Origin of the sequence: Cellulomonas sp. P24, from assembly GCF_024704385.1 — a bacterium.
GTDB lineage: Bacteria > Actinomycetota > Actinomycetes > Actinomycetales > Cellulomonadaceae > JAJDFX01.
On sequence record NZ_JAJDFX010000002.1, the window covers coordinates 3,526,149 to 3,538,576 of the forward strand.

Consider the following 12,428-nt stretch of genomic DNA (forward strand, 5'->3'; position numbering starts at 1 on the left):
ATGCGGAGCGTGAACACCCCGTTGGCCGGACGCCGCGACCTCGCGACGGCAGCCCGGATCGTCGTGAAGGTCGGGTCGTCCTCACTGACCTCTGACGACGGTCGACTGGACCCGGAGCGGCTGCGGGCGCTCGTGGACGTGCTCGCCGCGCGTCGCGCGGCCGGCGGGCAGGTCGTCCTCGTCTCCTCGGGTGCGATCGCCGCAGGGCTCGCCCCGCTCGGGCTCTCCTCGAGGCCGCGTGACCTCGCCACCGCGCAGGCGACGGCCTCGGTCGGGCAGGGGCTCCTCGTCGCCCACTACACCCGGGCGTTCGGGGAGCACGGACTGCGTGTCGGGCAGGTGCTGCTCACCGCGGAGGACACCATCCGGCGCGGTCACTACCGCAACGCTCAGCGGTCGCTGAGCCGGCTGCTGGCGCTCGGCGTCGTCCCGGTGATCAACGAGAACGACGCCGTCGTGACCGAGGAGATCCGGTTCGGCGACAACGACCGGCTCGCCGCCCTCGTCTCGCACCTCGTCGCCGCGGACGCGCTCGTGCTGCTGACGGACGTCGACTCGCTGTACGACGGTCCGCCGTCGCGGCCAGGAGCTCGGCGGATCGCGGAGGTCAGGAGCCCGGCCGACCTCGAGGGGATCGAGGTGACCTCCTCGGGGAGCGCGGTCGGCACCGGGGGGATGGTCACCAAGCTCGCCTCGGTGGCGATCGCGACGGGGTCGGGCATCCCTGTCGTCCTGACCTCGGCCGCGCAGGCGGCACAGGCCCTCGCCGGCGACGAGGTGGGCACCTGGTTCAGCGCGACCGGTCGCAAGCGGTCGACGCGGATGCTCTGGCTCGCCCACGCGGCGCGCACCAACGGGCGTCTCGTCCTGGACGACGGGGCGGTCCGCGCGGTACTCGGCGGCCGAGCGTCGCTGCTGCCGGCCGGGGTCCTGTCCGTCGAGGGGACCTTCGACGCGGGCGACCCCGTCGAGCTCGTCGGCACCGACGGGCAGGTGGTCGCGCACGGGCTCGTGGCGTTCTCGGCGGAGGACCTGCCCGAGCTGCTCGGCCGGTCGACCTCGGAGCTGCGGACCGCTCTCGGGCCCGGCTACGACCGGGAGATCGTCCATCGCGACGACCTCGTCCTGGTCCGCCGGGGGCGTCGCGTCACCTGACCGTTGCGTGCTCACCGCGCACGGTGCGGCACGTGGACCGCTCGGATGGCGGCCGGGAGTCGGGCGCTACCCTGGAGCGCATGACTCCTGCACCCGGGGCAGCCGCCGACTCGCCGGCCACCTCAGCCGCACCCCCGTCTGACGAGGTCCGTGAGGCCGTCCTGGCCGCCGCGCGACGGGCCCGCGTCGCCGCGCGGTCGTTGGCCACGGCCACCCGCGCGACCAAGGACGCCGCGCTGCGCACGATGGCCGACGCGCTGGTCCTGGCCGCCGACGAGATCGTCGCCGCGAACGCCGACGACCTGGCGCGTGGGCGCGCGAACGGGACGTCGCCCGGTCTGCTGGACCGCCTCGCGCTCACCCCGGAACGCATCGGTGCGATCGCCGACGCGTTGCGCGAGCTTGCCGCGCTCCCGGACCCGGTCGGGGAGATCGTCCGGGGGTCGACGCTCCCGAACGGCCTCCAGCTCGTCCAGCGGCGGGTGCCGATGGGGGTCGTCGGGATGATCTACGAGGCCCGCCCGAACGTCACGGTCGATGCCGCGGGACTCGCGCTCAAGAGCGGCAACGCGGTGATCCTCCGCGGCGGCGCGGCGGCGGCGCGCAGCAACGAGGTGATCGTGTCCGTCCTGTCGCGTGCGCTCGTGGAGGCCGGGCTGCCGGCTGACGCGGTGCAGTCGATCGACGCCTACGGTCGGCCCGGAGCCGTGGCACTCATGCATGCGCGCGGGCTGGTGGACCTGCTCGTCCCGCGGGGCGGGGCGGACCTCATCCAGACGGTCGTGCGCGAGTCGACCGTGCCGGTCGTCGAGACCGGGGTCGGGAACTGCCACGTGTACGTGGACGCGAGCGCCGAGGTCCCGATGGCCCTGGCGATCCTCATGAACTCCAAGACGCAGCGGGTCGGGGTCTGCAACGCGGCGGAGACGCTCCTCGTGCACCGTGAGGCTGCGGACGGGTTCCTCCCGGGGGCGCTCACGGCACTCGCCGGAGCGGGCGTCGTGATCCACGGCGATGAGCGGACCCGCGCGCTCGCACCCGACGGGATCGACGTGATCCCGGCGACCGACGTCGACTGGGCGACCGAGTACCTGGCCCTCGAGATCGCGGTCCGGGTGGTCGACGACCTCGACGCCGCGGTCGAGCACATCCGCACCTGGTCGTCGGGACACACCGAGGCGATCGTCACGCAGGACCTGCGCGCGTCCGAGCAGTTCATCGCGGGCCTCGACTCGGCGGCGATCATGGTCAACGCGTCGACGCGGTTCACCGACGGGGGGCAGTTCGGCCTCGGCGCCGAGATCGGCATCTCCACGCAGAAGCTGCACGCGCGTGGTCCGATGGGCCTCACGGAGCTGACCACGACGACCTGGATCGTGCACGGGCAGGGCCACGTTCGCGACTGAGGATCGCCTCAGCCGTGAGAGACTGGACAACCGTCGGGCGCGGCGACAGCGCCCCGACCGACTCATGACGACAACCCCCGAGCCTGGCCGCCGTCACACGGTGGGCAGGACGTCGAACACCTGGAGGTGGGCGTGCACGCAGCACTGCTGATGGCCGAGACGACGGTTCGTGAGCTCCCGGCCCCCGCGCCGGTCTACGGCATCGTGGCGTTCGGCCTGCTGATCGGTCTCCTGCTCGTGACGTTCGCCTTCCGCAGCGTCGGCACGCGTCACTGAGACCCCCGGAGGCTGCTGACCGATGGCGGAGCGTCGACCGAGACTCGGGGTGATGGGCGGGACGTTCGATCCCGTGCACCACGGCCACCTGGTCGCGGCGAGCGAGGTCGCAGCCCGGTTCGACCTCGACGAGGTCGTGTTCGTGCCGACGGGGAAGCCGTCGTTCAAGCAGCACCAGGCGGTGTCGCCCGCCGAGCACCGCTACCTGATGACGGTGATCGCGACGGCGTCGAACCCGCGGTTCACGGTCAGTCGGGTCGACATCGACCGTGACGGCACGACGTACACGGTCGACACGCTGCGGGACCTGAGAGCGGAACGCCCGGATGCGGACCTGTTCTTCATCACAGGTGCGGATGCGGTCGAGCAGATCCTGACGTGGCGTGATGCGGCAGAGCTGTTCACGATGGCGCACTTCGTCGCGGTCACCCGGCCAGGCCACCAGCTCTCGATCGCCGGTCTCCCGCAGGGGAGGGTGACGCTCCAGGAGGTCCCTGCCCTGGCGATCTCCTCGACGGACATCCGCGCAAGGGCAGGCTCGGGACAGCCCGTCTGGTACCTCGTGCCCGACGGCGTCGTCCAGTACATCGGCAAGCACGGTCTGTATCGAGGTCAAGACGATGAATGACCAGCCAGGAGAGCGGCGCCGCCGTCGCGAGCAGGAGCGTGCACGGGAGACCGGGAGCGTCGCGCAGACTCCGTCGGCACCGACCGCTGCCACTCCGCAGGACGAGACCCGACCGATGTCGCGCCGGGCGATGCGTGAGCGCGAACGCGCCGCGACCGGGGCGATCGCGGTCCCCGGCCTCACGCCCGAGGGGGCAGCGACGCCGTACCCCACCGGGGTGACCCGTGGACCGGCGGTGGCAGAGACCGGGCCACGGCCGACCGTCGTCCGTCGCCAGCCGGGCAGCGCGCCGAGCGGCGCCGCGCGTCCCGATCAGGACCGGGTCGCACCGGGCCGGCCGGAGCCCGCCGGGCCGACGTGGTCGTCCCGTGAGCCGGCCTCGGGGAGCACCCCGCACGCAGGCCGTCCGGGCGTCGAGGGCTACTTCCCGAGCGCGGAGACCGGCGCGGTGCCGACGACCCCCGCCTCGCCCGCCACGACCTCGCGGTGGCCGTTCGTCAGCGGTGGGGGTCGACCGTCCGTGCCGTCGGGCGAACCGGTGGAGTCGTCGGAACCGCACGGGCAGCCGGTGCGGTCCTCCGTCTTCGGTGGTGGTGGTGCCCGTGCAGCCGGCACGCCGACCCCGATGACGCGTCCGCCGCGTGACGCTGCGGCCCGACCGGTCCCGACGACTGCGACGACACCGTCGCCGGAGTCGACCGGCCAGGCGCCTCTGACCTGGCACGACGTCCGGGCGGCCGGAGGAGTCCCGTCACCGGCGACAGCCCCACGCGGACAGGCCGGACCCGCGGCCTCCGCACCTGCGCAGGCGACGCCGGTCCAGCCGGCCCCGTCGCCGATGCGCCCCACCCCTGCGGCGTCGACGCCGGCACCGCCCGCCGCGCGCCCGCCGCAGCCGGTGGCGCAGCCGCGCGCGCCGATCGGCTGGGGAACGGGGTCGGTCGAGGAGACACAGATCACCCCGGCGGTCGATCGTCCGACGTCTGCTGCGCCCGTGCCGACTGCTGCTCCGCCCTCGCCGGCATCCGCCCCGTCGGCATCCGCTCCGCCGGCACCGTCCCCCCAACCGTCCGCCTGGGCAGGTCCTCCCGCGGTGGCGGACGCCCCAGCAGAGGTCCCGATCCCGCAGTGGGGACCGGTGAGCGCCGGACCGGTCGCGCCCCAGGACCCGCATCCCCGCGGGGCGACGCCCGCCGCCGGTCTGGCGTGGACGCCCGACGCGGTTCAGCCCGCAGGTGACGTCGCCTGGGGCGGGATCACCGCCGACGACGCCGAGGACGTGGAACCCGAGGAGGAGCGCTCGTACTCGCTGCTGCACTGGCTCGTCCTGCTGTTCCTCGCACTGGTGCTCGGTGCGCTGATCTACCTGCTCGTGAACCAGGCGACGGGTGGCCCCGGTGGCCAGTCGTCAGCGAGTGCTCTTCTCGGCACGTCCCTCAGCCATGAGGTCCTGTTCCGGTCGTCCTGATCGGTCGGCAGTCCCGCGACGACGTTGCCGCGACCGGATCACGGTCGCACCCACCCCTCAAGGAGAACCGTGTCGGCCACAGACCGCGCCATCGAGCTTGCCATCGCCGCCGCCCGTGCGGCCGCGGACCGCAAGGCCGAGGAGATCATCGCTCTCGACGTCAGCGAGCAGCTCGTGCTGACCGACGTGTTCCTCATCGCCTCGGGCACCAACGAGCGGCAGGTGTCGGCGATCGTCGACGCCGTCGAGGAGGCGCTCTACAAGCTGGGCTCCAAGCCGCTGCGGCGTGAGGGCAAGTCGCAGGGCCGGTGGGTGCTGCTCGACTTCGGCGACATCGTCGTGCACGTCCAGCACTCCGAGGACCGTGTCTTCTACGCGCTCGAGCGACTCTGGAAGGACTGCCCGGTCATCGTCCTGCCGCCCGACGTCCACGGCCGGCCGGGCGGCGACGGACCGGACTCCGCTGCCACGGCGGAGGACGAGGTCGACGAGGCGTGAGCGCGGGTCGCGTCGTCCTGTGGAGGCACGCCCGGACCGGTCACAACGCCTCGGGGCGGCTGCAGGGGCAGATCGACATCGGCCTCGACGAGGTCGGCCTCTGGCAGGCGCGCACGTCCGCCGAGGCTCTCGCGGCCACCTTCCGCCCGACGGCCGTCGTGTCGTCCGACCTGACGCGGGCGCGCACCACCGCCGGCCTGCTCGCTGAGCGGACCGGCCACTCGGTGACGACCGACCCGCGCCTGCGTGAGCGGAGCTTCGGGCAGTGGGAAGGCCTGACGGGCGAGGAGATCGCCGCCGCGTGGCCGGACGAGTACGACGCCTGGCGTCGTGGCGCGGACCTCGTCGGTGTCGGGGCGGAGAGCCGGAGCGACGTCGCCGGCCGCACGGCCGCGTCGATCCGCGAGCACGCGGCGGCCTACGGTCCGTCGGACACGCTCGTCGTCGTCTCGCACGGCGCCGCGATCACCCTGGCCGTCACCGCGCTGCTCGACCTCTCGGTCGAGGGCTGGCGCGGGCTCGTCGGCCTCGACAACGCCCACTGGGCCACGCTCCGGCCGTCGATCCCCGACGCGGAGCCGTCCTGGCGGCTGACGGGGTACAACCTCGGGCCACGCGACACGGTCGAGGACTGGAACGCCGGACCGACGCACTGAGCGCGGGGGAGGACCGCGCGGCGATGGCGGTGCGGCGTTCGCGCTGTCCCGCGTTCGGGCGACCGTGACGACATCACCGTCCCTATTCCCTTCACGCACAGGGTGCGGCTGGTGTGGGATGGGGTATGGCCTCCCGACGTGCGTCGTCCACCCCGAGCATGCCCGTCTACGGTCACGACATCCCGGGCTCGGCCGCACGCGCCGCAGTCCGAGGCGCCGCCCCGCGACCGTTCTGGTTGGACGACCCGGACCGACCGTCGCCGCTGCCGCCGCTGACGGGTGCGGTGACCACGGACCTCGTCGTCGTCGGCGGCGGGTACAGCGGACTGTGGACGGCGCTGCAGGCCAAGGAACGCGACCCCGGCCGTGACGTGGTGCTCGTCGAGGCCCACCGCGTCGGCTGGGCGGCGTCCGGACGCAACGGCGGGTTCTGCGCCGCGAGCCTCACCCATGGCGACGCGAACGGCGAGCAACGGTTCCCGCTCGAGATGCCACTGCTCCGGCTGCTCGGGCAGCGCAACCTCGAGGGCCTCGTCGAGACGGTCGAGCGGTACGGGATCGACGCGCAGCTCGAACGCACCGGGACGCTCGACGTCGCGACCGAGGACTACCAGGTCGCGGACCTCGTGCGGCAGGCCGCGGAGTCGGACGGTGAGCTCGAGTTCCTGGACCAGGAGCAGGTTCAGCGCCAGATCGCCTCGCCGCTGTTCCGTGCCGGTCTGCGTGACCGCACGGGTGCGGTCATCCTCAACCCGGCACGTCTCGCCTGGGGGCTGCGCGACGCGTGCCTCTCGCTGGGCGTCCGGATCGTCGAGGGGTCGCCCGCGCGGAGGATCTGGCGGGACGGGGACCAGGTGGTCGTCGAGACCGACGGCGGACGGGTGACCGCGGCCCACGCGGCGCTGGCGACCAACGCGTTCCCGTCGCTGCTCAAGCGCGTCGACGCGTTCATCGTGCCGGTGTACGACTACGCGCTGATGACCCGGCCGCTCAGCGACGCCGAGCTCGCATCCGTCGGCTGGTCCGAGCGTGCAGGGCTGGGCGACGTCGGGAACCAGTTCCACTACGCACGCCTGAGCGCGGACAACCGCATCCTGTGGGGCGGGTACGACGCGATCTACCACCGAGGCGGTCGGATCAGGCCCGAGTACGAGCAGCGTCCGGAGACGTTCGAACGACTGGCGCACCACTTCCAGCTGACGTTCCCGCAGCTCACCGACGTGGAGTTCACGCACGCCTGGGGTGGGGTGATCGACACCTGCTCGCGGTTCTCCCCGTTCTTCGGGACCGCCCTCGGCGGCCGAGCGGCCTACGTCGCCGGCTACACCGGCCTCGGGGTCGGATCGACGCGGTTCGGCGCCAAGGTCATGCTCGACCTGCTGGACGTCCCCGAGCACGGCGAGACCGAGCTCACGATGCTCTCGATGGTGCGGCGTTTCCCGGTGCCGTTCCCGCCCGAGCCCCTGGCCTACCCCGTGATCGAGGCGACCCGGTGGTCGCTCGACCGCGCCGACCACACCGTGGGGCGACGCAACCTGTGGCTGCGGACGCTCGACACGTTCGGACTCGGTTTCGACTCCTGACGTGGTGCTGAGGGTGCTGTTGACGTCGCGCGGGAGCGCCGGTGCGGGTCGATGCGGGGGTGCGGGAACCGATTAGGCGAGGTCGACGTTCATCGCCTAGACTTCCTGACGCCCGCAAGGGTGGTGGTCGTCAGACCGCGGGGCTGTGGCGCAGCTGGTAGCGCACCTGCATGGCATGCAGGGGGTCAGGGGTTCGAATCCCCTCAGCTCCACCAGATAGGTCACGTTCAGACCCAGAGCACGGGACAGAGGGCGGTCGCTTCGGCGGTCGCTCTCTTCGTTTGCGCCGCCGCAGGAGCCGAGCTACTCCGGCGCAGCTGCTGAAGGGTCGTGTGGTCCGGGGCCGAGTCCGCCGTCACGGCCCGCGAGGCGAACTGCTCGGCCGAGCGCTTTGTCGAACAGCACGGGGTCGCTGAGCGTGACCTGGTGGCAGGTTCCGGGTGGCAGACCGTGAGTGCGTTCGACGTCTGCCCGTACAGCCGTCTGCCACCGGTGACGCATGACGAGGGCCACGGCCGCACTGGCAACGCTGACGCCTGCGACCGCCCAGCCGACGATCGGCCCGTCGATCATCCCGTACATCCACGACGCCAGTATCCCGAGCGCCGAGAGTGCGGCGACCAGCCCGGCGACCTGGGCATGAAGGAGGAGCCGGGCAGCCGCGGGGTCGAGGCGGGCTTGCCACGCGGCTGCCCGCGGCGATACGGGTGCGGGTGTCCTCGGCACCGCGTCGAGCCATCGGTGTACCTGGGGCAACCGCAGGAGGGCGAGCGGCACCCCGCCGCAGGTGAGCACCGTGAGGGCGACCCACCCCGAGCCGGCGGAGCGTTCGACCGCCGCGTCGATGCCACGCCACAGCGCGACGAGGAGCGTCGCCACCAGCGGGACCCGCAGCATGGCGGGTCGGCCGTTCCGCCAGAGCCGCCGACCACCGAAGACGAGGAGTGCCGCAGCAGCGACAAGCATCTCTCCGACGCCGAGGACTCCCCGTGCGGCGAGGCGGTCCATGCCGTTGTTCAGTGAGGGCATCTGTGTCCGCACCACGACGACGGCGGCCACGACGAGTACTGCAGCCAGCGCCACGGCCCAGCACACGATGATGAGGACCGGCCACGGCCGTCTGCCGTCGATGACCGGGAGTCGAGCCTTCCGTGGTCGCTGCGCCTGGATTCTCGCCACCGTTGCCCCCTGGGCTGGGACGATAGCACTGGCAACGCGACGGCGGTCGCGATGGTGGCGAGGTCGTCGAACCGGGCAGCGGGGCTGCCGGGCCGCGTCAGCCGGAGGGGCGATCTCCCTGGCAGGCCACGCCAAGATCCAGAGCAAGGGACAGGTGGACGATCTCTTCGGCGGGCACTCTCGTCGTCTGACTCGTCGAGAGTCCGGGGCGTCCGATCGATGGTCACGCTGGTGGAGCGCTCTTCCGTGAGCGACCGGAGCGCGATGCCACCTCGAGATGGGGCGTGGATGGCGGCGCTACGGTGGGGGAAACGTCCGATGGGGGCTGGTCGTGTCCGTCGAGAGCATCTTCTTGAAGACCGGTGATGGTCTGACCCTGCTGGAGCGGCGCGCGTACGACTCCGAGGCGCTCCTTCAGGCGGTGCTGGCTCAGTTCCCCGAGGTGCTCGCCGGGTCGACCACGACCGGCGATGCTGAGCCCGGACTGCTGCTGGTGGGTCGCGAGATGGGCGTCGCGAGCACCGGGGACGTCCCTGGTCCGTACAGTGTCGACCACCTTTTCGTGGACCGGACCGGGGTGCCGGTGCTGGTCGAGGTCAAGCGGTCGTCGAACTCCGAGATCCGCCGGCAGGTGGTCGGTCAGATGCTCGACTACGCGGCGGGCGCGGTGAAGGTCTGGTCGGTCGAGACCGTGCGTCAAGCCTTCGAGCGGACAGCAGGAGGCGCCGGGCAGGACCCGGCCGAGCTGGTGCGAGACCTACGTGCGGACATCGACGTCGAGGAGTTCTGGCGGGTGGTCGAGTCGAACCTTCGTTCGGGCCGCATCCGGATGGTCTTCGTCGCTGATGCGTTGCCCGAGTCGCTGGTGCGCATCATCGAGTTCCTCAACGAGCAGATGAGCTCGGCGGAGGTCCTGGGCGTCGAGGTGCGCCAGTACGTGGGTGGTGAGCACGTCGTGTACGTGCCGCGGGTGGTCGGGAACACGTCGGCGGCAGCCGCCGTGAAGTCGCCCGCGCGGGCGTCGCGATGGGACGAGGAGTCGTTCCTCGCGGCAGTCACCTCTCGCTGCACGCCCGCGGAGGTGAGCGTGGTCGGCAGGCTCATGAGCGATGCTCGCGAGCGGGGTGTCGGGCTGGTGTGGGGGGAGAGGGGCGACGCCGGGCGTCGCCGGCTGGTACTCGCTGAACGGGCGACCCACCGGGGTGTGGGGGCTCAATGCCGGCGCCGCCCCACCGTCCGGGCGGGCGTACGTGGTGCTCAACCTCGCGGACCTGGTCAACCACATCGGCACCGACCGCATCGAAGCGGCAGCGAGCGTTCTCGACCGCATCCCGAGCTTCGCGGGCAAGATCGTCGAGGCACGTGCGGACGATTGGCACAAGTACCCGTCCTTGTACCTCGCCGACGTCGCGACGAACCCGGTGCACGTCGAGACCCTCGTCGAGGGCATCCGGATGCTGACCGACCCGATGGCGTCCGCCACGGGTGGCGCGCCGTAGCCCGGCGGGCTCGGGGTGGCCTGCTGTCACGCGTGCGGCGCGGTCTGCCTCCTCGATCGGCGGACCACGAGTGCCACCAGGGCAGCGACGACGGCAGCCGGTGTCGCGACGATGGCCACGCCGAAGAGAACGTCCACCACGGTGGGAATGAGCGGATTCATCTCGGGCTCCTTCGTGCGATCGAACGTCGGCCGCCGTGAGCGGCGCCAACCGTCTTGTCGTCCTCCACGTCGTGACACGCACGATAGCCCGTCGATGTCATCGCAGGTCGGGAATGGGAACCATGGTCGATTGTCGGGTGCATTCATCCGATGGGATGAATGCGGCGATGCTGATCTCGGCGGGACCCATCTCGCAGAACGATCCCCGGCGGGCTCGAGAATCGACCCGGTCGCGCGTCGGACCGCTACGCCGTCGTTCTTGACGGCTCATCACAGCCGGAACGACGTCCTCGGGCCCCCGGGCGAGGTGGTGACGATCGGCGTACGGCCCGGCCCGAGGGATGAGGTCTTCGCGTCCGCGGTGGTTCACCTCGCCGGACGCGCCGTCGACCCCGCGGTGCCGTCAGCCCGCGCGGTCGGTCGCGGCCCGGGTCAGTGCGTGCACCCGGTCGGCGAGCGTCGTGATGTCCTCCGAGGTGAAGGCACCCTGCGCCTCGTCCGCGCCGATGGCCGACACCTCGGCCAGCCGACCGACGCCGTAGATCGACAGTCGTTGCGCCCACACAGGCAGTCCGGGCACGTCGGTGACGACGGCCGGCTCGACCGTCGGCGTGCCGCCGGACAGGCGGAGGTCGGCCAGAGCTGTCCGCAGGGCCACGGCGCCGGCCGAGGCGTCGAGCCAGGCGTTCCAGACGGGTGTGGTCGCGGTGCCGCGGCCCGCGATCCTGCGCCACGGGGCCCAGCGGGACGAGGAGGCGTCGACCACGACGACGACGCGGCCCGGACCGATGACGAGGTGCGACAGCGCGGACGAACCGTCGATCGTCCGGTCGTGGAGCGCAAGCCGGCCGGACCTGCGGAGCCGTCGCGCGACGTCGCGCTCGATGCGCAGCCGGCGTGTCAGCTCGTTGGTGCGGACGGTGAGGTCGAGGCGGACCACGACGGCGAACGCGGCGGCCGTCGTGGCGGCGAATCCCAGCGCGGCAACGGCCAGGTCAGCCCCTGCCGTGACCTGGGCGAGGCGCCGCGCCCACAGGATGGCGTTGAGGCAGGCGATGACGAACACCTGGCGGGCGACCCCGTTCCGGGACCGGTCGTCCGCGCGCGCGGCGTCGCGGCGGAGCCGGGTCGACGCGCCTGGTGTCACCGGCACCGGTCGGACCGCACGTGGAGGAGTCGAGGCCGCCCGGCGGCGCCGATCGGAACGCGAATCTGCGCGCAGATCATGATCAGCGAGCCCCCTTGGCGCATTTCCAGGACGAGTCGTCCGTTCGGTGGAGCATGCGGCACGACGAACCGTAGACCTGGGCGCATCTTCCCGACAACACATGGACGATCGTCCAGAATTCCGCGACGACTCATGAATGCGCTTCGTGATTCCGAAGACGCGGCGCTTGTGGTGCGCGATGCTGTTGTCATGAATACCCGACGGATCGAACGTCTCGCGACCATTCTTGCCGCTGCGGGCGTGCTCGCTGCGTGCAGCTCTCCGGGAAGTGCCTCGGCGCCGTCGCTCCAGCTCCGGCTCGTGACGTCGTCGACCGAGGGCGCGTGCGACGCACCGGCGCTCGCGACCGACGGCCCTGGAACGGCGTGCAGCGAGGATGGGACGACCACCTACCAGGTCGGGGCGTCCCTCGGCACGATCACCCCGACGTCCGTCACCCGCCCTGACGTCGGAGGCGGACTGGATCTCGACCTCGCGTTCGATCAGGCCGGCAGCGCGAAGCTGGGCGAGGTCACGGGGAAGGCGATCGGCAAGCAGCTGGCCGTCCTGATCGACGGTCGGGTTCTCAGCGCAGCACAGGTGGCGGACGCGATCACCGGCGGGACGGTGCGGATGGCCTTCGGGACGTCGGCCGAGGCCGCGCGGGTCGCGGCGCTGCTGCACGCGTCCGCCACGTCCTAGGTGACGTCAC

14 protein-coding genes and 1 tRNA gene are annotated in these 12,428 nt (G+C 72.1%); 11 read left to right on the forward strand and 4 right to left on the reverse strand.

The genetic code is table 11. The annotated features are described in order from the left end of the window. The 9 genes from proB (at position 1) to LJB74_RS16520 (ending at position 7,885) form a co-directional block, all read left to right on the forward strand. Entirely contained in the window at positions 1–1,155 is a 1,155-nt protein-coding gene (gene proB / locus LJB74_RS16480) for a glutamate 5-kinase (protein WP_259309554.1), read from the forward strand. A gap of 80 nt (positions 1,156–1,235) precedes the next feature. Next, positions 1,236–2,561 carry a glutamate-5-semialdehyde dehydrogenase gene (locus LJB74_RS16485; protein WP_259309555.1) on the forward strand — a complete coding sequence of 442 codons (1,326 nt, stop codon included), beginning with the start codon at positions 1,236–1,238 and terminating at the stop codon, positions 2,559–2,561. 132 nt (positions 2,562–2,693) lie between these two features. Beyond that, positions 2,694–2,837 carry a hypothetical protein gene (locus LJB74_RS16490; protein WP_259309556.1) on the forward strand — a complete coding sequence of 48 codons (144 nt, stop codon included), beginning with the start codon at positions 2,694–2,696 and terminating at the stop codon, positions 2,835–2,837. Between the two features lie 22 nt (positions 2,838–2,859). After that, on the forward strand, positions 2,860–3,465 hold the full coding sequence (nadD, locus tag LJB74_RS16495; RefSeq protein WP_259309557.1) for a nicotinate-nucleotide adenylyltransferase: 606 nt from the start codon (positions 2,860–2,862) through the stop codon (positions 3,463–3,465). After that, positions 3,458–4,933 (forward strand): hypothetical protein, encoded by a 1,476-nt coding sequence (locus tag LJB74_RS16500; RefSeq protein WP_259309558.1) that lies wholly within the window; start codon positions 3,458–3,460, stop codon positions 4,931–4,933. The genes nadD and LJB74_RS16500 overlap by 8 nt, the downstream gene beginning before the upstream one ends. A gap of 69 nt (positions 4,934–5,002) precedes the next feature. Then, complete coding sequence (rsfS, locus tag LJB74_RS16505; RefSeq protein ID WP_259309559.1) at positions 5,003–5,431, forward strand: ribosome silencing factor; 429 nt, start codon at positions 5,003–5,005, stop codon at positions 5,429–5,431. Continuing rightward, entirely contained in the window at positions 5,428–6,087 is a 660-nt protein-coding gene (locus tag LJB74_RS16510; protein ID WP_259309560.1) for a histidine phosphatase family protein, read from the forward strand. Before rsfS ends, LJB74_RS16510 begins: the two co-directional genes overlap by 4 nt. Positions 6,088–6,245: 158 nt before the next feature. Continuing rightward, a complete protein-coding gene (locus tag LJB74_RS16515) occupies positions 6,246–7,670 on the forward strand; it encodes an FAD-binding oxidoreductase (protein ID WP_259309561.1) in 1,425 nt (474 codons plus the stop codon). 139 nt (positions 7,671–7,809) lie between these two features. Beyond that, positions 7,810–7,885 (forward strand) — tRNA-Ala (locus tag LJB74_RS16520). A gap of 88 nt (positions 7,886–7,973) precedes the next feature. Here LJB74_RS16520 and LJB74_RS16525 read toward each other — a convergent pair. After that, on the reverse strand, positions 7,974–8,849 hold the full coding sequence (locus tag LJB74_RS16525) for a hypothetical protein (protein ID WP_259309562.1): 876 nt from the start codon (positions 8,847–8,849) through the stop codon (positions 7,974–7,976). A gap of 696 nt (positions 8,850–9,545) precedes the next feature. After that, positions 9,546–9,953 carry a hypothetical protein gene (locus tag LJB74_RS16530; protein ID WP_259309563.1) on the reverse strand — a complete coding sequence of 136 codons (408 nt, stop codon included), beginning with the start codon at positions 9,951–9,953 and terminating at the stop codon, positions 9,546–9,548. Between the two features lie 5 nt (positions 9,954–9,958). Between LJB74_RS16530 and LJB74_RS16535 the strand changes: the two genes are divergently transcribed. Beyond that, a complete protein-coding gene (locus LJB74_RS16535; protein WP_259309564.1) occupies positions 9,959–10,348 on the forward strand; it encodes a hypothetical protein in 390 nt (129 codons plus the stop codon). 26 nt (positions 10,349–10,374) lie between these two features. Here the strand turns inward: LJB74_RS16535 and LJB74_RS16540 are convergent, their stop codons facing one another. Both LJB74_RS16540 and LJB74_RS16545 read right to left on the reverse strand, forming a co-directional pair. Continuing rightward, positions 10,375–10,509, reverse strand: coding sequence for a hypothetical protein (locus LJB74_RS16540; RefSeq protein ID WP_259309565.1), 135 nt, complete (start codon positions 10,507–10,509; stop codon positions 10,375–10,377). A 403-nt stretch (positions 10,510–10,912) separates the two neighbouring features. Further along, entirely contained in the window at positions 10,913–11,662 is a 750-nt protein-coding gene (locus tag LJB74_RS16545) for a hypothetical protein (protein WP_259309566.1), read from the reverse strand. A gap of 264 nt (positions 11,663–11,926) precedes the next feature. On the opposite strand from LJB74_RS16545, the gene LJB74_RS16550 reads away from it, so the two are divergent. Beyond that, the gene (locus LJB74_RS16550) at positions 11,927–12,418 is read left to right on the forward strand and encodes a SecDF P1 head subdomain-containing protein (protein ID WP_259309567.1); all 492 of its coding nucleotides are present in this window, start codon (positions 11,927–11,929) and stop codon (positions 12,416–12,418) included. Positions 12,419–12,428: the final 10 nt, after the last annotated feature.